This window comes from Glaesserella sp. (assembly GCF_041814905.1).
GTDB lineage: Bacteria > Pseudomonadota > Gammaproteobacteria > Enterobacterales > Pasteurellaceae > Glaesserella.
In genome coordinates this window covers 1-20,106 of the sequence record NZ_JBGXYA010000063.1, presented here as the reverse complement: position 1 = coordinate 20,106, position 20,106 = coordinate 1, and the positions used below count along the sequence as shown (strand labels likewise).

20 protein-coding genes are annotated in these 20,106 nt (G+C 41.1%); 4 read left to right on the top strand and 16 right to left on the bottom strand.

What is annotated here, in order from left to right; genetic code table 11:
• Nucleotides 1-2 precede the first annotated feature (2 nt).
• From ACEYJ7_RS09190 to argG, 3 genes are all read right to left on the bottom strand, one after another.
• Nucleotides 3-533: a rhodanese family protein gene (locus ACEYJ7_RS09190; protein WP_373778801.1), complete on the bottom strand. Its 531-nt coding sequence runs from the start codon at nucleotides 531-533 to the stop codon at nucleotides 3-5.
• A 190-nt stretch (nucleotides 534-723) separates the two neighbouring features.
• Nucleotides 724-1,029, bottom strand: coding sequence for a hypothetical protein (locus ACEYJ7_RS09185; RefSeq protein ID WP_373778800.1), 306 nt, complete (start codon nucleotides 1,027-1,029; stop codon nucleotides 724-726).
• 89 nt (nucleotides 1,030-1,118) lie between these two features.
• Entirely contained in the window at nucleotides 1,119-2,450 is a 1,332-nt protein-coding gene (gene argG / locus ACEYJ7_RS09180) for an argininosuccinate synthase (RefSeq protein WP_373778799.1), read from the bottom strand.
• Between the two features lie 177 nt (nucleotides 2,451-2,627).
• Here argG and ACEYJ7_RS09175 point away from each other — a divergent pair, with 177 nt between their 5' ends.
• Nucleotides 2,628-3,656: a glycosyltransferase family 9 protein gene (locus tag ACEYJ7_RS09175; RefSeq protein WP_373778798.1), complete on the top strand. Its 1,029-nt coding sequence runs from the start codon at nucleotides 2,628-2,630 to the stop codon at nucleotides 3,654-3,656.
• 80 nt (nucleotides 3,657-3,736) lie between these two features.
• On the opposite strand, the gene lpxA is transcribed toward ACEYJ7_RS09175, so the two are convergent.
• From lpxA to yhbY, 12 genes are all read right to left on the bottom strand, one after another.
• A complete protein-coding gene (gene lpxA / locus ACEYJ7_RS09170) occupies nucleotides 3,737-4,531 on the bottom strand; it encodes an acyl-ACP--UDP-N-acetylglucosamine O-acyltransferase (RefSeq protein ID WP_373778796.1) in 795 nt (264 codons plus the stop codon).
• A 29-nt stretch (nucleotides 4,532-4,560) separates the two neighbouring features.
• Nucleotides 4,561-5,043: a 3-hydroxyacyl-ACP dehydratase FabZ gene (fabZ, locus tag ACEYJ7_RS09165; RefSeq protein ID WP_373778795.1), complete on the bottom strand. Its 483-nt coding sequence runs from the start codon at nucleotides 5,041-5,043 to the stop codon at nucleotides 4,561-4,563.
• 31 nt (nucleotides 5,044-5,074) lie between these two features.
• Nucleotides 5,075-6,100 carry a UDP-3-O-(3-hydroxymyristoyl)glucosamine N-acyltransferase gene (gene lpxD, locus ACEYJ7_RS09160; protein ID WP_373778793.1) on the bottom strand — a complete coding sequence of 342 codons (1,026 nt, stop codon included), beginning with the start codon at nucleotides 6,098-6,100 and terminating at the stop codon, nucleotides 5,075-5,077.
• On the bottom strand, nucleotides 6,100-6,804 hold the full coding sequence (locus ACEYJ7_RS09155; RefSeq protein WP_373778792.1) for an OmpH family outer membrane protein: 705 nt from the start codon (nucleotides 6,802-6,804) through the stop codon (nucleotides 6,100-6,102). The genes lpxD and ACEYJ7_RS09155 overlap by 1 nt, the downstream gene beginning before the upstream one ends.
• A 106-nt stretch (nucleotides 6,805-6,910) precedes the next feature.
• Nucleotides 6,911-9,304, bottom strand: a complete 2,394-nt coding sequence (gene bamA / locus ACEYJ7_RS09150) for an outer membrane protein assembly factor BamA (RefSeq protein ID WP_373778791.1) — start codon at nucleotides 9,302-9,304, stop codon at nucleotides 6,911-6,913.
• Between the two features lie 53 nt (nucleotides 9,305-9,357).
• Nucleotides 9,358-10,677: an RIP metalloprotease RseP gene (gene rseP / locus ACEYJ7_RS09145; RefSeq protein ID WP_373778790.1), complete on the bottom strand. Its 1,320-nt coding sequence runs from the start codon at nucleotides 10,675-10,677 to the stop codon at nucleotides 9,358-9,360.
• Between the two features lie 9 nt (nucleotides 10,678-10,686).
• On the bottom strand, nucleotides 10,687-11,556 hold the full coding sequence (locus tag ACEYJ7_RS09140; protein ID WP_373778789.1) for a phosphatidate cytidylyltransferase: 870 nt from the start codon (nucleotides 11,554-11,556) through the stop codon (nucleotides 10,687-10,689).
• 24 nt (nucleotides 11,557-11,580) lie between these two features.
• Nucleotides 11,581-12,294 carry a polyprenyl diphosphate synthase gene (gene uppS, locus ACEYJ7_RS09135; protein WP_373778788.1) on the bottom strand — a complete coding sequence of 238 codons (714 nt, stop codon included), beginning with the start codon at nucleotides 12,292-12,294 and terminating at the stop codon, nucleotides 11,581-11,583.
• A gap of 90 nt (nucleotides 12,295-12,384) precedes the next feature.
• On the bottom strand, nucleotides 12,385-13,092 hold the full coding sequence (gene gloB, locus ACEYJ7_RS09130; protein ID WP_373778787.1) for a hydroxyacylglutathione hydrolase: 708 nt from the start codon (nucleotides 13,090-13,092) through the stop codon (nucleotides 12,385-12,387).
• A gap of 52 nt (nucleotides 13,093-13,144) precedes the next feature.
• Entirely contained in the window at nucleotides 13,145-14,062 is a 918-nt protein-coding gene (gene nagK, locus ACEYJ7_RS09125; protein ID WP_373778786.1) for an N-acetylglucosamine kinase, read from the bottom strand.
• A gap of 2 nt (nucleotides 14,063-14,064) precedes the next feature.
• On the bottom strand, nucleotides 14,065-14,754 hold the full coding sequence (locus ACEYJ7_RS09120) for a phosphatase PAP2 family protein (protein ID WP_373778837.1): 690 nt from the start codon (nucleotides 14,752-14,754) through the stop codon (nucleotides 14,065-14,067).
• A 97-nt stretch (nucleotides 14,755-14,851) separates the two neighbouring features.
• Complete coding sequence (yhbY, locus tag ACEYJ7_RS09115; protein ID WP_373778785.1) at nucleotides 14,852-15,166, bottom strand: ribosome assembly RNA-binding protein YhbY; 315 nt, start codon at nucleotides 15,164-15,166, stop codon at nucleotides 14,852-14,854.
• 132 nt (nucleotides 15,167-15,298) lie between these two features.
• Between yhbY and ACEYJ7_RS09110 the strand changes: the two genes are divergently transcribed.
• Complete coding sequence (locus ACEYJ7_RS09110; protein ID WP_373778784.1) at nucleotides 15,299-16,060, top strand: glycosyltransferase family 2 protein; 762 nt, start codon at nucleotides 15,299-15,301, stop codon at nucleotides 16,058-16,060.
• An 86-nt stretch (nucleotides 16,061-16,146) separates the two neighbouring features.
• On the opposite strand, the gene ACEYJ7_RS09105 is transcribed toward ACEYJ7_RS09110, so the two are convergent.
• Nucleotides 16,147-16,650: a hypothetical protein gene (locus ACEYJ7_RS09105; protein ID WP_373778782.1), complete on the bottom strand. Its 504-nt coding sequence runs from the start codon at nucleotides 16,648-16,650 to the stop codon at nucleotides 16,147-16,149.
• Nucleotides 16,651-16,925: 275 nt separating this feature from the next.
• Here ACEYJ7_RS09105 and clpB point away from each other — a divergent pair, with 275 nt between their 5' ends.
• Both clpB and ACEYJ7_RS09095 read left to right on the top strand, forming a co-directional pair.
• Nucleotides 16,926-19,496 (top strand): ATP-dependent chaperone ClpB, encoded by a 2,571-nt coding sequence (gene clpB, locus ACEYJ7_RS09100; RefSeq protein WP_373778781.1) that lies wholly within the window; start codon nucleotides 16,926-16,928, stop codon nucleotides 19,494-19,496.
• A 121-nt stretch (nucleotides 19,497-19,617) separates the two neighbouring features.
• A partial coding sequence (locus ACEYJ7_RS09095; protein WP_373778780.1) for a Bax inhibitor-1 family protein occupies nucleotides 19,618-20,106 on the top strand: 489 nt, incomplete at its 3' end.

Below are 20,106 nucleotides of genomic sequence, written 5' to 3'. Positions count from 1 at the left end.
CTCTAACATCTATTCCATGGCATTAAAGAAAGTAATTTTGCCATACTACAGAGACCGGTAATGCCGGCGAAAATTAAGCCTGCACCAATAAATGCGGATAGTAAGTAAAATATTGGAGTAACAAACCAGCCTAACGTGACGCCAAGTAGCACAAGTAATCCGGCGGTGATTTGCACTTGGCGCATTAATTCAATCGGTTGGGAGTGATCGATAATGGTGTCGTATCCTGATTTTTTCCAGCCATCCAAACCATTTTCGAGAATAAATACGTCAAAATTATTGCTTTTGGTTAACTGAGATATTAGTTTATGAGTACTTTGAGTTCTCATTCCTGATTTACAGTGAAAAATTAATGTAGTGTGTTGCTGCGCGGCATTCGGTAAGCCACTAGCTTGAAGTAACTGAAGAGGATGTAATACCGAGCCTTTAATGTGTTCTCGCTGATATTCATCCGGTTGTCTGATATCAATTAAGAGAGCATTCTCTTCTAGCTTTCTTTTGGCTTCGGCGGCGGAAATAATGGAGATAGTCATAGGGATCCTTTTAATAAATTAAATATCAACAAAGTTTAATATCAACTTATTTTGATATTAAAGGCGGGTTATGTCAATGATTTTTTATAGACAACAGCTTGATTGGAAAATAGTTAAAACAAGCGGTCAGTTTTAACGAAAAATTTGCAAATAGATAGAAAAAGGAAGAGTAAAGACTCTTCCTACAGAATTAATTATCGGGTTGGATATGCAATTGACAATGGAAAATTTCATATCCGTTTGATAAGGTATTTTTACCGATGATCACCGTAAGTTGGTGGTGACCGACAGGCAGATCCCTAGGGAGGTTAATCACATTGCGCTTAACCTTACCCGCTTCTCTTTCTCCGCTTTCTAACAATAATTCCCATACAATTTGTCTTTTTTGGGTTGGATCGGCTAAAAAGAGTGGAATAAAAATCGGACTATTTTGAGTAAATGACTTCGTTGCCGGAATTAGTTGACGGCCTTTAGGTCTGTTTTTGGTTTTTTGCATTGTTTTTCTCCTTTATTTAGATAAATACTAGAATAAAAAATCGCACTTAATTAAAGTATCAAGTGCGATTTTCACGATTACATCATCATTTATTTATTTCCTAACTGTGGTAAGACATTATTTTGAACGGAAAGTAATCCTGTTTCAGTATAAATGCCTAGTTTGCCACGAGTATCAACGATATCTAAATTACGCATGGTTAATTGACCGATACGATCTGCCGGAGTGAACGGCGCATCTTCCACTTTTTCCATACTTAAACGTTCAGGTTCGTAAGTTAGATTCGGTGATTCAGTATTCAGGATTGAGAAGTCGTTACCACGACGTAATTCTAAAGTGACTGTACCGGTAATCGCTTTGGCAACCCAGCGCTGGGCTGTTTCACGTAGCATTAATGCTTGCGGATCGAACCAACGACCTTGGTATAACAAACGACCTAAACGTAAGCCGTTGATGCGGTATTGTTCAATGGTATCTTCATTGTGGATACCGGTCACTAAACGCTCATACGCAATATGAAGCAATGCCATTCCCGGTGCTTCATAGATACCACGGGATTTTGCTTCAATGATACGGTTTTCAATTTGGTCTGACATACCCAAGCCATGGCGACCACCGATACGGTTAGCTTCCATGATTAATTCAACGGCATCCTCCATGCGTTTACCGTTTAAGGCAACCGGTACGCCTTCTTCGAAGGTGACGGAAACAGTTTCCGGTTTAATCTCAACGGATTCATCCCAAAATGCAACACCCATAATTGGTTTAACGATTTTCATGCCGGTACTGAGTAATTCTAAGTCTTTTGCTTCATGAGTCGCGCCTAACATATTTGAATCGGTAGAGTAGGCTTTTTCGACCGACATTTTATATTGGAAACCGTTGGCAATTAAGAATTCGGACATTTCGTGGCGACCACCGAGCTCATCGATGAAAGTTTGGTCTAACCACGGTTTGTAGATTTTCAATTTTGGATTGGTTAATAAACCGTAACGATAGAAACGTTCAATATCGTTACCTTTAAACGTAGAACCGTCGCCCCAGATGTTTACATCATCTTCTTTCATTGCAGCAACTAACATGGTACCGGTGACGGCGCGACCAAGCGGAGTTGTGTTGAAATAAGGAATCCCGCCGGTTGAAATATGGAAAGCACCGGATTGAATTGCCGCAATACCTTCATGTGCCAATTGTGAACGGCAGTCAATCAAACGGGCATTTTCCGCGCCGTATTCCATTGCTTTTTTAGGAATCGCATTATAGTCGTCTTCATCAGGCTGACCTAAGTTAGCCGTATAAGCGTAAGGTACGGCACCTTTTTGGCGCATCCAAAGTAATGCTGCACTTGTGTCTAAACCTCCGGAGAATGCGATACCGACTTTTTGACCAAGCGGAAGAGTTTCTAGAATTGTGGCTGACATACAGTTTCCTATATTTTTGAATTGTAAGAGTAGATAGTTTACGCAGAAAATGTTTGCGTTCAAAGGCGGTATTCTAGCGGAAAATGAAAAAATTTAAAGTACAAATCGGTATGAAGCCTAGAGAAAAAGCGGATTGAAGATTAAAATAGTCAAAAATTATTCCAAACGGTAAAAACAATGCAAAAAATTCTTGTAATTCGAAATGATAAAATCGGTGATTTTATGGTGACGTGGCCGGCTTTTGCGATGCTGAAAAAATCGCTACCTCAAACCAAAATCGTTGCATTAGTACCAAAATATACTGCGGCATTGGCTGAAATGTGTCCTTATATTGATGACGTGTTACCGGACAGCAGTGATAAGAAAGATCCTAAAAAAAATCAACAAGTCATTGAGGCGGTAAAGGCCGAGAAATTTGATGCAGTGATTAGCTTTGTTTCTGATTGGTATAACGCCAAACTTGTTTGGAAAAGTAGAATTGCTTATCGTTTGGCACCGGCAACGAAGTTGTTTCAATTTCTCTATAACCACCGTTTGCGCCAACGTCGTTCTCGTTCGGAAAAAGCAGAGTTTGAATACAATTTGGATTTAGTTCGCCGATTTTTGCGTGATCATCATTATCCGATTGTTGAACCGTCGCCACCTTATTTGGTGTTTGAATCCGAATTGATTCAAACGCAGAAAGCAAAGCTTTCGACGGAATTAGGGTTATCGCTTCATAAAAAATGGTTGTTTGTGCATAGCAGTACCGGTGGTTCGGCGAATAGTTTGTCGTTAAATCAATATACGCAAATGATTAAGGCGATTCTCACTGAATTTGACTGTCAAGTTGTCTTAACGGCTGGACCGAACGAAAGTGAAAAAGCGCATGAATTGAAAGCATTAATCGCTAGCCCCCATATTGTGGTGTATGACAAAAATGATGGGTTGGTAGATTTTACTCGTTCTTTAGCGTGTGCGGATTTGTTTATTTCGGGGTCAACCGGGCCTTTGCATATCTGTGGTGCATTGAACATTCCGACAATCGGCTTTTATCCGAGTCGTTTATCTGCAATTCCACGCCGTTGGCAGCCGATTAATGATAAAAATAAACACATTGCCTTCTGCCCGCCAGCGGGTAAAGCGACAGAAAAAAATCTTACGTTAATTTCTATTCCGCAGGCATTGGACACGATTTTGCCGTTTATTCGTCAGATGTGGGAATAAAACAAGCGGTGCGTTTGAGCCGGAAATTTGCAAATTTCCTGCCAAAACGCACCGCTTGTTATGCCGGCGAAGTACCGTAATTAACGAATAATACCGCGGGTCGAACGTTTGAAGAAGTCTAAAAACAGGCTGACGGCAGCTTCTGTTTTGGCGTATTGTTCAATTTCCGGCATCACTTCATCCAATGTTTTACCGCTACGATAAATTAACTTATAGACGTTACGGATAGCGTGCATGGTGGCTTTTTCAAAACCGCGGCGTTTTAAACCTTCTAAGTTTACCCCGAATGGTTGTGCATGGTTACCTTGCGCCATAACATATGGCGGAACATCCTGACTAACCATAGAACCTCCGCCCAACATAACGTGTGAGCCGATAACAACGAATTGGTGAATTGCCGACATTCCGCCGACGATGACAAAATCATCTAAGGTGACATGACCGGCTAGCGTGCCGTTGTTGGCAATAATACAGCGATTACCAATTTGACAGTCGTGCGCAATATGGCTGTTAATCATAAACAGGTTATCGTCACCGATTTTAGTTACGCCGCCACCTTGGATTGTTCCTCGATGAATGGTCACGCTTTCACGGATTCGGTTACGGTTGCCGATGACAGTTTTGGTCGGTTCGCCTTGATACTTTAAATCTTGATTAATTTCACCGATAGTTGCGAATTGGAAAATATGGTTATCTTCACCGATTTGTGTATCGCCTTGAATGACAACGTGCGAGTGAATTTTTGTTCTGGCTCCGATTTTTACCTCTTTGCCGATTATACAAAACGGACCGATTTCGACTTGAGGACCGATTACCGCACCTTCTTCAATGACTGCAAGCGGGCTGATTTTTGCTGAAGAATCAATAAATTGCATAGAAGTATCCCTCTACTATAGGGTTGATATTATTTGCGAGCACACATTAATTCTGCTTCACAGACGATTTTTCCATCAACAAATGCTTTGCCTGTAAACAAGCTGATTCCTCTGCGCTCTTTTAAGAAATTCACTTCGATCAGCATTTGATCTCCCGGTACTACAGGGCGTTTGAAACGAGCTTTATCAATGGATGCGAAGTAATAGAGCTCGTCTTCTTTTAATTTGCCGTAGCTTTTCACAGCCAATACGCCGGTGGCTTGTGCCATAGATTCCAGAATTAATACGCCCGGAAAAATCGGTTGTGTTGGAAAATGCCCGGTAAAGCAAGGTTCATTTACACTGATATTTTTTACGGCTTTAAGCCATTTACCTTCTTCGAAATCAACCACACGGTCCACTAATAAAAACGGATAGCGGTGGGGGAGCATATTCATGATTTCAGCTACTTCGATAATTTTTGGTTCTCTGTTTTCAGTTTGTACTTCAGTTGTCACACTAGACCTCTTCATTGCACGTTGTTCAATAAATGTTTAATTTAAATTATTCCGCCAAGCGTTTTTCTACGGCTTTTAGGCGTTTATTCATTTCGTCAATATTCATTGTGAGAGCTGCCGTTTTGCGCCACTCTTTATTTGGTTGTAACGGGATGCCGGAGGAGTAAATGCCTTTCTCAGTAATCGGGCGCATAACCATTCCCATTCCGGTAATGATTGCTCCGTCACAAATTTCCATATGTCCGTTAATTACACTGGCTCCACCAATTTGGCAGAAACGACCGACTTTCAGGCTGCCAGCCATAATTACACCACCGGCAACGGCTGTACCGAAACCAATGTGAACATTATGGGCAATTTGGCATAAGTTATCAATAATCACATTGTCTTCAATGACCGTTGAGTCCAATGCTCCGCGGTCGATACAGGTACAAGCCCCGATTTCTACGCGGTTACCGATAATTACACCACCGGTTTGTGGAATCTTAATCCACTGACCTTTGTCGTTAGCATAGCCAAAACCGTCACCGCCGATTACCGCAGAAGACTGAATTAAACAATCGCTGCCGATTTGTACGTTATGATAAATCGATACGTTTGCCCAAAGCTGGGTTCTTGCACCAATTTTGGTATTTTTGCCGATAAAGCAACCTGCACCGATTGTTACGTCATCTGCAATCTCTACGCCACTTTCAATTACGGCATTTGCACCAACAGAGACATTATTTCCTAATTTAGCCTCCGGTGAAATGACAGCACTTGGTGCAATGCCTTGTGCTGCTTTAGGTGTACTGTCCATATATTGTGCAAGTAAAGCATAAGCAACATACGGATTTTTTGTGATAATCAGATTTTGCGTATCTGTACAAAATTCTACATCGCCTTCACTTACAATAATTGCTCCCGCCTTGCTTTCGGCTAATTGGGCGCGATATTTTGCGTTAGAAATAAAGGTAATTTGTGACGAGTCTGCTTTTTCTAAAGGAGCAATACTAGAAATAACTAAATCGGCGTCACCCCTTAGGGTTCCGCCGATCTGCTCCGCTAAATCATGTAAACGGAATACTGCCATTATTTACTCACTGCCGGTGTTTCGGTTGCAGGTTTAACATTTTCAGCTTGAGGTTTAATTTGACCACCTAAAGCTTTAAATACCTCTTCGGTTAAATCATTCGCTTCATTTTGAGTATATAAAACGGCGGTTGAGTCCAATACTAGGGTGAAACCTTTCGCTTTTGCCGTATCTGCAATTGCTTTTTCCACTTCACCCATGATGCTTTGTTGAATTTTAGCTTGTTTTTCGGCTAAACCTCGTTGAATACCGCCAAATTGTTTTTGGAATTCTTCTACATTTTTTCTAAATGCCGTTTCTCGTTTTTGTAGAGCATCAATTTTATTTTGAAATGCTTTACCTTCCGCATTAATTGCATCTTGGCGTTTTTTGATATCTGCACTACGTAATCTTGGTGCTTCTTTTTCTAATGCTGCAGCTTTTTTCTGTAGTGAATCAGATACTTTTTTTTCTTCATCTTGTAATTTCTTTGCATCATCCGCTAATTTTTTTTCTTCATCAGCTAATTTTTTCTCCGCTTCTGCAAATTTTGCTTCTTCAGCTTTCATTTCTTTCACGAATTCAGAATTAGGATCAGCAAGTAGCGGATGATTTTGCATTAGGAAACCCGGATTCACATAGGCAATATTGTCTGCTGCGTTTGTGGCGTTGGTTGCAAATGCAAGTGCTGCAGTGATTACTGATAGTTTAAATAAATTTTTCATAAAATATCCTTGTTTAATGTTTAAAATAAGGTGAGTTCGTTATAAAACATATTGTTCACGAAATAGTGACACTCGGGTTTTATAACGAACGGAAACCGATTACTGTTTAGAATGTACTGCCAATACTGAACTGGAATTGTTCAATTTCATCACCATCATATTTTTTGATTGGTTTCGCATATGAGAAGACTAAAGGCCCTATCGGCGAGTTCCATTGGAACGAAATACCGGCGGATGATCTGATCCGTTTATAGTCACCATAATCAGGTAATGACGGATAAGTAGAATGCTTCCATTTAGTATTCCATACACTTGCCGCATCAAAAAATAATGACGTTCTAACATTATTCTGATATTTCTCACTGACAAATGGCGTAGGCATAATAAATTCAATACTTGCTATTGCCATGGCATTACCACCGACAATATCTCCGTTTACTGAATTAAACGCCGCACTACCAGAATCATCGCGTGTTAAATAGATTGCCTGTGGACCAACAGCTCCGTAAGCAAAGCCGCGTAATGAACCGATACCGCCTGCTGAATAGGTTTGATAGAACGGTAATTTTTTACCTCCCATACCATTAGCATAGGCAACGCCGGCTTTGGTTGAAATTACCCATTTATGCTCACGGTTAAGCGGATAATAATTTCTTACATCAGCATTAACTTTGTAATATCTATTATCCGAACCCGGAATAGTAATACGTCCACCAATATTTGCGATAGTCCCTTGTGTCGGTAAAAAACCGCGGTTTAAGCTGTTATAGTTCCATCCGAAAGAGAAATCGAAATCATCGGCTTTAATTCTGTTGTAATAATCAGATGACGAATCAATTTCATAATTCATTGATTTAACATAGAGTTCACGAGTATATTCACGGCGTGCATTTTTAATCGTATCGTGGGTATAACCTAAACCTAAGTAGTATGAGTTGTTTTCATTTACCGGGAAGCCCAATGTTCCATTTATACCATAAGTTTGACGTTTATAAGCCGCAGAAATATCGTTTTTGGAGTTATCATAATCTTCATAGAAGACATTACCGCCAAGGCTGACACCATCTTTAGTAAAGTACGGTTCGGTATAACCTAAATTGATGTTTGTTCCGTAGTCATTACGTGTACCATTCAAACTAATTGTTGATCCCATTCCTAAGAAATTATCTTGCTTGATACCTGCTTGATAGCTTAAGCCGCTTTCCGTACCGTAACCGATACCGAATGAGATACTACCGGTATTGCGTTCTTTAATTTTATAAACTAAATCAACTTGATCCGTTGTATTCGGCACATTCGGATAACTCAATTCAACCGTTTCATAGAAACCGGTACGCTCTAAGCGGGCTTTACCCAGTTCAGCTAAGTTAGTGGATAACCAAGTAGCTTCCTGTTGGCGCATTTCACGACGAAGCGTTGAATCTGCAGTAATGTCATTACCTTCAAAACGAATTTTGCGGACATAAACACGGCTACCGCTATCAACGACAAAGCTGATACGTACGGTTTTATTTGCATCATCAAATGTCGGATAGAGGTCTACTTTTGCTGAAGCAAAACCGTTATTACCTAAAATTTGTTTAATTCCGTCTTCGATTTTCTTCAACTCGCTTTTACGGAATTGCTGTCCGGGATGGAAATCACGGAGTAATTCATTTAATTCTTTATCTAATTTTGCCGTATCACCGATAATTCGGATTTCACTGATATTGTACTGTTCGCCTTCATGGAGCTTATAAGTTAGCGCGACATCTTTTTTGTCGTCGCTGAACTGGATATTGGTATCTTGAATATTAAATTTTGCATAGCCTTGATTCATATAGAAATCGCGTAAATTCTCTAAATCTTGGTTATACGCTTGTTGTTCAAACTTGCTGCTTTCAAAAATATTCCACCAAGACACATCCGGTTGGATATCAAGCCTTTTAGTTAATTCTTCGGCGCTGAATGCGTTATTTCCTTCAAAGTTAATTGTTTTAACATAAGAAACATCGCCTTCTTTAATATCTAATTTTATGTTCACACCGCCGGATTCGGCTTGAGTAATCACGGTATCGACAGTCGCATTGTAACGACCAATGGAATGGTAATGTTGGACCAATCCCGATTTGAATGATTCGAGTTTAGCTGCGTCAAACATTTCGCCTTTGGTGATTAAATTTGCTTTTAAATTTTGTTCTAACGGATCTTTCGGAATTGCAGAGTTGCCTTCGATATCAACACTATTGATGATCGGATATTCGGCGATTTTGATCACAAGGGTATTTCCTTCACGACTTGCGCGAACGTCTGCAAAACGATTTTGGGTAAATAACTGTCTAACTACGTTTGCTACGTCATTATCTGTTGCGGTTTGACCGACTTTAACCGGCAAAGCTGATATGATTGCCGCCTCCGTTGCCGGTTGAACACCATCAACGCGAATCTCTTTAACAACAAAAGGGGCTGCTACAGCAATCCCGTTTGCGACTAAAAGTGTAGAGAGTAATAGTTTTTTCATCGAAATGATCCTATTTTTGTAAAATTATTGCATAAACTAACCGCTTGTAAGGGTTAGAAATGTATTAAATCATTGAATAACGTAAATAACATGAGGGCAAGAACAAAAGCAATGCCGATTTGTTGAAAACGTAAATGTACCGATTCCGGCAGTGGTTTTCTACGAACTGCCTCACCGCCTAACAATAATAATTGCCCGCCATCTAATGGTAATATCGGGAATAAGTTCATTACACCTAAATTTACACTGATGAGAGCCATAAACCCAAGATAATAAACAAAACCGATTTCTGCGGTGATTCCTGCGCCTTTTGCCATGGTAATCGGACCGCCCATATTGGTGATGGAAAGTTCACCGGTAATTAAATTAGCGATAAACTGTAAAATCACTTTGACCAAAGAGATGACTTTATACAAACTTTTCTCAAAGGCAGTAAGAATATCATACTTTAGCTCTGTTCGATACTTATCCGCTAAAGGTTCAAATGTCGGAGTAATACCGATTAAATAGCGTTTTTCTTTTTCTGATATTTCCGGTGTGAGTTCAAATGCTATCTGTTTTCCCGCACGTTCGACGGTTAAATGTAATGTTTTACCAGTTTGAACTTGCTTGATTAACTCTGACCAATCAAAAGATTGATGATTAACGGAAACAATTTTATCGCCAACCCGGATTCCTGCTTTCGCTGATGCGGAATTTTCGACTATGCCGCTAATAATTGGTTCAACCTTGCCGCTTTTTGGGCGGATACCTAATGAAATTAACGGACTTTCTTTATTTCCTTCAACATTCCATGTTGTCAGGTCTAATGTGAATTTTCTAGGTGTATCCTCATCAATCAGATTTCCCTCGAGTTCGACACTTTTAGAGCCGACTTTACCGATTAATGCCAGTGTTGTTTCTTCCCAATCCTGAACGTTTCTACCGTCAATCCGTTTAATTTGTAACTCAGGAACAAGGTTTGCTTGTGCCGCAATACTGTCGGGTAATACGTTACCAATAACCGGCTTAACAGTCGGAATACCGACACTGAAAATTACCCAGTAGGCGAAGATTGCAAAAATAAAGTTCGCCATTGGACCGGCAATCACAATAAATGCGCGTTGTAATACACTCTTATTTTTTAGCGATTGATCCGGTGTTAAACCCGGTTCATCTTCGCCACCGTACATGTGAACGTAGCCACCTAACGGAATTAACGAAAAAACAAATTCCGTACCGTGTTTATCTTTTCTACGACATAAAATTTTGCCGAAACCGATAGAAAAACGTAATACTTTCACGCCACATTTTCTAGCTGCCCAAAAATGCCCGTATTCGTGTACAAAGACCAGTACGCAAATTAAAATAAAAAAAGCTAATACCGAAGTCACATCTTCACCTTATAAAATAAAGAAGAAACCGGTTGCGAACACGGGGACGGCTGCGGTTAAGCTATCTATCCGATCAAGAATACCACCGTGTCCGGGAATTAAGTTACTGCTGTCTTTAATGCCGGCTTGGCGTTTGAACATACTTTCGCTTAAATCACCTAAGATTGAAATGGCCACCGTGATAATCGATAAAATAATGAATGGTACGGTAGCGAGCTCTTTACCAAAGACATTAATCGGAGCGATTTGTAAGAATATAAATGCGATAATGCCGGATGTTAATACACCGCCGATTGCACCTTCCCAAGATTTACCCGGAGAAACTTTCGGAGCTAGTTTGTGTTTACCAAAGGTGCGACCGACAAAATATGCACCGGAATCGGCACCCCACACTAATAAAAAGACATAAAGTAATAAATAGGTTCCCTGATGTTGATCAATATTATATTGATAGAAGCGTAAAGCTAGGGTACCCAACAAGAATGGAACAAGGGTACAAAAGCCAAAGATAAATTTGGCACTAACCGATTTAGCCCAAATATTTGCCGAATTCGGGTAAGTAATCACTAAATAGAATGCAACAATCCACCATATACATCCGACAAACAGGAATGGAGTCGTTTCGTTTGTTAAGAACCGAGCGGCTTGAATGTAAGAAGTCCCCGCCACAATCGGAAAAAATAATAAACAGGTAGCAACAAAGGCAACGATAGCTCGTGCAATCGGACGTTTAAAACCCGCGAATTGGGCCCATTCCCACATTGCCAGCACAATGATGGCGGAAAGGACAATTGTAAAAGGTAGAGGCGAAAGCCAAAATAGTGCAACGAGAGCAAGAGCAATCAATACGATTGCTGATAAAACACGTTCCTTAAGCATTGAAAGATTCCCTTTATAATATTTTTAACAACCACCAAAACGGCGATCTCTTTGTTGATAAGCATGGATTGCCTGAGCAAAATTGTCTTCATTAAAATCAGGCCACAATACCGGGCTAAAAAAGAGCTCGGCATATGCAATTTGCCAAAGCAAGAAATTACTGATGCGTTGTTCACCGCTTGTGCGAATGAGAAGATCTACCTGTGGCTGAGATCCTGTCGACAATGTTTGTTGAAAGCGTTCTGTCGTGATATCGGCAACATCGATCTCGCCTTGTTTAACTTGGCTTGCTAACTGTTGAGCAGCGTTCACAATATCCCAATAACCGCCATAATTTGCGGCAATATTCAAAATGAGTCCCGTATTGTTTGCAGTCAAATCCTCGGATTGTTGAATACGTTTTTGTAATGCAGGACTAAAACGGGATTTATCGCCAATAATTTTTAAGCGGATGTTGTTTTTATGCAGTTTTTTCACTTCGGAATCTAACGCTTTCATAAACAACGTCATTAATGCCGATACTTCTGCGTCAGGACGATTCCAGTTTTCGCTACTAAAAGCATAAAGTGTTAACACTTTAATTTGATGTGTGGCAGCAAAATTTACCGCAGATCTGACCGCTTTTACGCCATTTTGATGACCAAAAATACGTAATTTACCTTGCTGCTTCGCCCAACGTCCGTTGCCATCCATAATGATTGCGACGTGCTGTGGCATATTTTGAGGATCAAAATTCACGGAAAACTCTCTTAATTCATCGATTTAACGGCAATATATAAAGGATGGATAATATCACAACGGATTATTTTGGGGAATCTGCCTAAATCGTTAAAAATTATCTTTTTTCTTCCTTAATTCAATAAATGTTGCCAAATTTTCAGCGCGCATAAACGGATTAATTTTTTTCTCTATCCCGATGGTGGTGGGTAAAGTCGGTCGGTTTTGAGTGCGTAAGATATCTGCCCGTTCTTGATATTCAATTAATTCACAACTGGCAGGCATGACCGTTTGAGCGAATTTCAGATTACTGAGCGTATATTCGTGAGCAGGATAAACATTGACCGTATCATTAAGTTGTTTAAAACGCTGTAACGCCTCAAACTGAGCTTGATAATCACCGGTAAATACTCGTCCGCAACCGCCTGAAAATAAGGCATCACCACAAAATAAATCACGATTATCGACCAAATAACTGATATGTTCGGCGGTATGTCCGGCACTTTTGATGACAAGAATAGGTAGATCAAGCAACGTGAAAATATCACCGTCTTGCACAATCTTATCAGTAAATTGGCTGACTTCACTGGGGCCGTAAACCATGATATTGGGATAATGTGAGACAATCTCTGCAACGCCGTCAGTGTGATCTTTGTGATTATGAGTAAGCAGAATAGCGGTCGGTTTGAGCGTATTTTTTGCAAAAAATGCCATAACGGACTTAGCTTCCGCCGGATCAACAATGACGGCTTGAGTGCCTTTTTGTAAAATCCAAATATAATTATCCGATAATGCCGGAATCGGGGTGATCATTGCCATTACAACCTCACAAACAAAAATGGGCAATAATCACTTATTGCCCTTGATTGAATTACTTTAAAAATAATGCCGCAGCACCGCGTGTACCGCCTGAATCTCCGTGAATCGCTTTCTTAAATACAGGTACTTTCGCACTACGCATTAAATGTGCAGGCAATGCTTTCGGTAATGCTTCATAGAGATGGTCAAAGTTGGATAATCCGCCACCGAATACGATCATATCCGGATCTAATACAGTAATTAAATTACCGATACTGATTGCCATTAATTCAATAAATTTCTCAACAAACTCCACGGTTTTTGTATCATTTTGGTGGAAGCGGGTAATGATCGTTTTGGCATCAATTGCTTCACCGATTAAATCACGATAGAGTAATTCAAATCCACGGCCGGAAAGATAGGTATCCAAACAGGCGCGATTACCGCAACCACATTCATAAATCGGGGCTTTATCCCAGCCGAGCAGTTTAAGAGCATGATAATTCAGCTGAATATGTCCGACTTCGCCTGCCATACCGATACGACCGGAATGGATTTTCCCGTCAAAGACCAAACCGCCGCCAAAACCGGTACCGATAATCAGCCCGAGCACGGTAGAATATTGTTGATTATTTTCGTCCCACGCTTCTGATAATGCAAAACAGTTAGCATCATTTTCAGCTTTAACTTCACGCGCTAAACGTTCACTCAGATCTTTAATGATCGTTTTACCGTCCGCAACACGAATATTCGTCACTTCCGCAATACCGCTTTCACGATTAACAAAGCCCGGTAAACCTAAACCGACGTAACCTTTTTCGCCGAATTTTTGATCCGCATTGCGTACTAACGTTTCAATGGTGTACAGCCAATCTTCATAGCTGGTTTGCGGAGTAGGGACACGTTCGCTATATAGTTTTTCTAATTTTTCATTGAACACGGCGAGTTCAATTTTGGTTCCGCCGATATCTAACCCATAGTAATATGCCATAATTAACCTCTCTTTTTAAATAGATTCCACGTTTGTAAGTAAGGCACAATCCAAGTAAATAACAGAATATGAAAAGCCCAAGCAATTAGCGTACTCACAAACAAGTCAATAGGATAATGCATTCCTAAGCGCAAACGGCTGATCAACATCAAGCCCGCCCAACAAATTGCAAAAATTTGTGCTAAAACGACCGCTTGTCCGCCCAAACCGAATAATAAACCGGCAAAAACCAACATCCACGACACCGCAAAAATCGTGTGACCGGACGGGAAAGAATAGCCCAGCTCATCCGCTTGATGCATAACCGCAAAATTATCATCCGTTTTGGCAAATTTCAGAACTTCTTTCTCTTGATCGATTTTCGGCAAGGCATAAAAATGCGCCGTCTGAGTTTGGAACATTTCCGTGACAAACGGACGAGGCTCTTTAAATATCGATTTAGCGCCTTCTTTAATCGCTTGCGTCCCAATCACGGACGTCGCACAAATAAAACCGATCAACACCCACGAATAGCGTTTGCGCGCCAGCCATATCAGCCATAACATAAACAGTACGCAAGTGATCAATGCATAAGGCGTTGATCCCGTTTCCGTTAAGATAAACAACCAATAATCTAGATCGAACGAATGATATTCGATACCTAACGACCATTGCCAGCCGATAGCCCAAGTAATTAACGGTACCAATAACATTAAAAACGTAAAAGCAGAAAGTTTTTTTAACACAAGATATTCCTTGACAAAAAAACCGCTTACAACAAGCGGTCGTTATTCATTAAATATTTACCGATTAAACGGCTTTGGTTGCCCTTGGCAACGTAATTTTTTTCTCTTCGCTTTGGCGGTAAAGCACCAAAATATGCCCGATCGTTTGCACTTCCGCCGCTTTCGTTTCACGCACAATCGCGTCAATGATAAGCTGTTTCGTTTCACGATCCGCACCGGCAATTTTAACCTTAATCAATTCATGGTGATTCAAGGCATTCTCTATTTCTGCAAGAACCCCTTCCGTTAATCCGTTGCCGCCGAGCATCACAACCGGATTTAAGTGGTGTGCCAATCCTTTAAGATATTGCTTCTGTTTTGTAGTTAGTTTAACTGACATTGAATATTGCCTTTTGTTTAAAATAAGTCATAAAAATTTTGCAGAAAATAACATAAATATGCCTGTTTTTAAAGTCAGATTTGATTGTGTTATTATGTTCATCACTATTTTATACATAAAAAAGGATCGACTATGCCGACACTCAGTGTTGCAATGATTGTAAAAAACGAAGCGCAAGATCTCGCACAATGCTTAGAAACCGTCAAAGATTGGGTGGACGAAATTGTCATTTTAGACAGCGGAAGCACGGATAACACCAAAGCCATCGCGCTCAATTATCAAGCCAAGTTTTTTGAACACTCCGATTGGCAAGGGTTCGGCAAACAACGTCAAATCGCCCAACAATACGTTACCGGCGATTATGTGCTTTGGTTGGATGCGGATGAACGTGTCACGCCGGAACTGGCGCAATCCATTCAACAAGCGGTCAGAAACGACGAAAAAAATACCGTTTACCAACTCGGACGTTTAAGTGAAGTGTTTGGGCGGAAAATCCGCCATTCAGGTTGGTATCCGGATTACGTTGTACGTTTATATCGTACGGATTTTGCGGCTTACGGCGATGAATTGGTTCACGAAAAAGTACATTACCCGAAAAACGCACAAGTGAAAAAACTGAAAGGCGACCTGTTGCATTTTACGTATAAAGACATCCACCACTATTTGGTGAAATCGGCGGGCTACGCTAAAGCTTGGGCAATACAGAAAGCCGGCGCAGGTAAAAAAGGCTCGCTGCTTCAAGGTGTCACCCATGCCGTCGGTTGCTTTGTGAAAATGTATCTATTAAAGGCTGGTTTTTTAGACGGAAAACAAGGCTTCTTACTGGCGATACTCTCGGCGCATTCGACCTTTGTCAAATACGCCGATTTATGGAACCGTACGCGCGAAAAGTAACGAATACAAGCACAAGCGGTCCGTTTCTGCCAAAAATTTGCAAATTTTTAACTGAAACGGACCGCTTGTTTTATTCAAATTTAACACTATTGAGGCGCTTTAATTCCTTCCAAATCGGGGTAAACCGCTTTAATAATCGGAATATACTCTTTGTCCCAGTTGATAAAATGCCATTGTCCCTTCTCTTCTATACCCAATAAATAACCGTCGACAGTGATTATTTGCCCGTTCATATTCATTTTGGTTACGGTCGGAATAAAGGCATAATCGCGCCCGTTTGTCGATTTTTCAGCATATGTATTGGCAATATTATAGCGGTAATCTTCAAGTTTGACTTGTTCGGTAATCGAATTTGAAATATCGACTAATGCTTTTTTGAACTCTGCAGAATCCACCTTGGCTTGTTTTGCCATGTAATTAAGTAAAGCCGGCGGCATCACCTCAACGCTTTGAGCAATGTTGTTTTGTTGGAATGCTTGGGTCAGAGAACTTAATTTTGCTTCGATCTTTTTACGATCGTCCGGTGCGAGTTCAGCGGCAAAGACGGAGGCTGAAATCAGGCTAAGCGCGATGGCAAGTCGTTTTTTCATAGTGGGTTCCTCGAGTAAAGTCACATAAAAGTAGAATTAAATCAATGTATTACAATGAATAATGCAAAATGAGATTTCAATTTTGCCTATGCAGTATGACGAATAAAAGATAATAAATCTCTCTCATTTCAGAAAAATTGTGAAGTTGTTCACATTTTCTCTTGAAATCCTCTTGACAATCCCAATTTATAGTTCCGTCGATGTTTTATCGTTTGTCAGTTTTGGCAGTAAAAGATGAAACGTGAAATGATTATAAACAGAATTTTGAGGGAATTATGAATATCGATAAATTTACTAGCAAATTTCAATCCGCCATTGCAGATGCGCAGTCGTTAGCCGTAGGTAAGGATAATCCGTACATTGAACCGGCACATTTATTACTTGCCTTACTCAAGCAAAATGACGGTTCAGTCGCGCCATTATTTACTGCGTTAAATGTCGCTCCGGCACGTTTAAACAGCGAATTAGAGACGATGATTAACCGCCTGCCGCAAGTCAGCGGTGGCAATACACAGCCGTCACAGCAATTGATTCGCTTGTTGAATCAATGTGACAAATTCGCCCAGCAGTTTGGCGACAGTTTTATTTCGTCAGAACTCTTTGTGCTGGCAGCGTTAGAAGATAATGAATTAGGCAAATTATTGAAAAATTTAGGGCTGACCAAAGAGAAAGTGGCCGCAGCCATTCAAAAAATTCGTGGAGGCGATAACGTGAACAGCCAAAATGCGGAAGAAACCCGCCAAGCATTACAGAAATATACCGTCGATTTAACTGAACGGGCCCGTGCAGGTAAACTTGACCCAGTAATCGGGCGTGATGAAGAAATCCGTCGTGCGGTACAAGTATTACAACGTCGTACTAAAAATAATCCGGTGTTAATCGGTGAGCCGGGTGTTGGTAAAACGGCGATTGTGGAAGGCTTGGCACAACGAATTGTGAACGGAGAAGTGCCGGAAGGTATCAAAAATAAACGAGTGCTTTCCCTCGATATGGGGGCATTGATTGCCGGTGCTAAATATCGCGGTGAGTTTGAAGAACGCCTCAAAGCGGTTCTTAATGAACTAGCCAAAGAAGAGGGGCAGGTCATTTTATTCATCGATGAAATTCACACGATGGTCGGTGCAGGTAAAACGGACGGTGCAATGGATGCGGGTAACTTGTTAAAACCGTCTCTTGCGCGTGGTGAATTGCACTGTGTCGGGGCAACGACATTGGATGAATATCGTCAATATATCGAAAAAGATGCGGCATTAGAACGCCGTTTCCAAAAAGTATTGGTGGACGAGCCGAGTGTTGAAGATACGATTGCGATTTTACGCGGTTTGAAAGAGCGTTATGAAATTCATCACCATGTACAAATTACCGACCCGGCGATTGTTGCGGCTGCGACACTTTCACATCGTTATATCAGCGATCGCCAATTACCGGATAAAGCCATTGATTTAATCGACGAAGCGGCTTCCAGCTTACGTATGGAGATTGATTCCAAACCGGAGCCGTTAGATCGTTTAGAACGTCGTATCATTCAATTGAAGTTGGAACAGCAGGCTTTACAAAAAGAAGATGATGAAGCAAGCCGTCAGCGACTTGCAAAATTAAATGACGATCTGACCGCTCGCGAACGCGAATATGCAGAGCTTGAAGAAGTATGGAAAGCAGAAAAATCCGCCTTGCTCGGTACTCAGCATATTAAAGAAGAGTTAGAAAACGCCCGTATCCGTATGGAACAGGCTCGCCGTGAAGCCAACTTCGAAAAAATGGCTGAGTTGCAATATGGCGTGATTCCAAGTTTGGAAAAACAGCTTGCAGAAGCGGAGAAACATGAATCGGAAGATAACGGTATGCAATTATTGCGTACTCGCGTAACCGACGAAGAAATTGCCGAAGTGCTTTCACGTGCAACGGGTATTCCGGTTGCGAAAATGATGGAAGGCGAGAAAGAAAAATTGCTCAAAATGGAAGATGAATTGCATAAACGTGTGGTTGGTCAAGGTGAAGCCGTTGATGCGGTAGCGAATGCGATTCGTCGTAGCCGTGCAGGGTTATCCGATCCGAATCGTCCGATTGGTTCATTCCTATTCTTAGGTCCGACCGGGGTAGGTAAAACGGAGTTGTGTAAAACCTTGGCAAACTTCCTGTTCGACAGCGAAGACGCAATGGTGCGTATTGATATGTCGGAATTTATGGAAAAACACAGTGTTTCCCGCTTAGTCGGTGCACCTCCGGGCTATGTCGGTTATGAAGAGGGCGGGTATTTAACCGAAGCCGTTCGTCGTCGTCCGTATTCCGTCATTTTGTTAGATGAAGTGGAGAAAGCTCACCCGGATGTGTTTAATATCTTGTTGCAAGTGCTTGATGACGGTCGTTTGACTGATGGTCAAGGTCGAACCGTGGATTTCCGTAACACCGTGGTGATTATGACTTCGAATTTGGGTTCGCATTTAATCCAAGAAAATGCGGAAGATATGAACTACAATGAAATGAAAGAAGTTGTCATGTCGGTCGTTAGTAAACATTTCCGCCCGGAATTTATCAACCGTATCGATGAAACCGTGGTATTCCATCCGCTTGATAAAGAGAATATTCGTGCTATTGCACGTATTCAGTTACAACGCTTAATCAAACGTATGGCGGAACGTGGATACCACGTAACAGTAACCGATGCTGCCGTTGATCATATCGGTGCTGCCGGTTTCGACCCGTTATTCGGCGCAAGACCGCTTAAACGTGCGATTCAACAAGAGATTGAAAATACCCTTGCCCAACAAATCTTGTCCGGTAACTTATTACCGAATAAGGATGTGGTGGTGGATTATCAAAATGAGAGAATCGTGGCTGTTCAATAATTTGTGATACGAAAGGGCGCAAGTGAGGCGCCCTGATTTTATCCATTGACTTTAAAGGCGGTTATGGTAATTTATTCACCGTTTTTTACACTAAAACAACGTTTATTTAACAGGAGAATCTATGCAAGATCGTTTAGTCACAGACGTCCGTCGTGGTGAATCGTTAATCAGCACACATAAAGTGTTACGTAATACCTATTTCCTTTTAGCGCTTACGTTAGCATTTTCTTCGGTAGTTGCGCTAGCGGCAATGACATTAAATTTACCTGCTTTGCCTTGGTGGGGAATGTTAATCGGTTTCTACGGATTACTTTTCTTAACTAATGCAACGGCTAATAGTGCGGCGGGTATTGCAAGCGTATTCGCTTTAACCGGTTTCTTAGGTTATAGCTTAGGACCGATTTTAAATGCCTATATCGGTGCAGGTTTGGGAGATGTTGTCGCATTAGCGTTCGGGGCAACGGCGGCTGTATTCTTTGCGTGTTCCGCTTATGTGTTGACAACGAAGAAAGACATGTCCTTCTTATCCGGTATGATGATTGCCTTATTCGTCGTCTTACTTGTCGGTGTAATTGCCAATATTTTCTTACAAATTCCGGCATTAAGTTTG